This is a genomic window from Streptomyces sp. NPDC058877, from assembly GCF_042742855.1.
In the GTDB taxonomy this organism is placed as follows: domain Bacteria; phylum Actinomycetota; class Actinomycetes; order Streptomycetales; family Streptomycetaceae; genus Streptomyces.
Map to the genome: position 1 here is coordinate 1 of NZ_JBHYMF010000382.1, position 1,720 is coordinate 1,720.

Here is a 1,720-nt window from a genome sequence, read left to right on the forward strand (position 1 = left end):
ACCTCGATCCTTCAGCCGCCTTCCGGGTGTGATCGTCGCGGCGGTTCGCCCGTAATGTCCTCGGTGCCGGTGAGGCGGGCCGTCGCATGACGCTGCGGGGACGCCGGCTTCCACGGGGCCGGGACTTGCGGTACTGCTCCCTTCTTGGGCTCGTCGTGATGGGCGCCCGGCGGTCAGGTGACGGCCGGGAGTGCGATGAGCCGCCGCCAGGCCAGGGTGAACGCCCCGGCCCAGGGCCAGGTGGTCTCGATTCGCAGCCAACGGCGTCGGGCGTGTTTCGCAAGTCGGGCGGGCAGGTGGTAGAGGCGAAAGCGCATGGTGTCCGGCTCGGCGTCGGCCAGGTCCCCCTGGTCGTGCAGGGTCAGCAGTCGCAGCCAGGTGTGAAGGTCGGCGGCAAGGTTCGCGGTGAGCATCCACGCCTCGTTGACCTGCCAGGACTTCGACGGCAGATTGTGCAGACCCATCGTCTTGTTCGTGCGGACGTGATCTTCGACGACCGCGTGGTGGCGATGCAGAGCGTCCAGCCACTGGATCTGGTGGGAGCCGCGGACGCGGGTCATCTTGGAGATGTTCGTCGCGATGATCGAGTACTTCCAGCCGGTGCGCTTCTCGAACGCGGTCAGGTCCTTCATCTGTCGGCCGGATGGCTTGACCCGGCGGACGATCAGCCGCATCCCCTTGATCCAGCCGTCGCGGGTGTTCAGCCCGGTCAACTCGGCAACGAAGTAGCCCTCCTGGGGTTCGCCGTCCTGAGTGATTGCCGTCTCCCACGCCGTCCTGGGCAGCTTCGAGATGGCCTTCTCGTCCTCGTCGGTGATCTTCCAGCCGGTGGTGAAGCGGACCGTGCGGCGTAGCGTGTTCAGATCCCGCAGGTGCTCGTGCAGGCCGTGGGTCGCGCCCGCGCCGTCGACGCGCACCAGGATCTTCGCGGTCGAGGCACCGGGGACCTGGGCCAGGGCCTCAGCCAGCACCCGCAGGTGGTCGGCGACCGTGTTCGACCCGGCGCTGCCGGTCCGCAGCCACATCGCCAGACACTCGCCCGTATTCGCGCACCACGCCGCGAGGGGATGAAAGCCGTAGGTCTTCTTCCAGGTCGCCGAGGCGCCCTGCTTCTTCGACGCGGCCGTGATGATCGTGGCATCCATGTCGATCACGACCCAGCGGTGCAGGTGCTTGCCCGCGACGGTCAGCCAGGGGAAGCCGCCCGGCCGCAAGGCCAGCAGCGACCACACATGCCGACGCACCCGCGCCCGCGCGCGTCCGATCCCCGCGAGGACCGCCTCGTCCATCGCTGCCAGCGTCCGCCGCGTCGTCGAGTCCGACACCGCAGGCCCGAACAGGCCCTGGTGATGGGCCTGGAGTTGCTCGGCGTCGGAAAGGTTCGCCGCCCCCAGCACGATCGCGACCGCGAGCTGCACGAGTACCGCCCCGCGATCACGCCAGCCCGCCCCGCTCCTGGCGGGCAGCACGCCCGCCAGCGCGGCCGTCAGCCCCGTACGGTCGGCCAGACGGCGCAGCAGCACCGCCCCGGCATGCCCGATCAGCCCCTTGCCGTCGGCGACCACGGTCAGCCGCCGGTCCCACCCTGTAGGCTCGCTCACCAGATTGGTGCCCTGACTCTCGCAGCGGATACGACCTAGACACTCGCATCCTTGCAGGCCAGCGGCACCTTTCTGCTACCGGACCGTCAGATCACCCAATTCCGCTGAATACCCCGGGT

At 69.1% G+C, this 1,720-nt stretch carries 1 protein-coding gene; it reads right to left on the bottom strand.

Annotated features, from left to right (window positions below):
* Positions 1-173 precede the first annotated feature (173 nt).
* Positions 174-1,601, bottom strand: a complete 1,428-nt coding sequence (locus ACFW2Y_RS35715; RefSeq protein ID WP_384887887.1) for an IS1380 family transposase — start codon at positions 1,599-1,601, stop codon at positions 174-176.
* Positions 1,602-1,720: the final 119 nt, after the last annotated feature.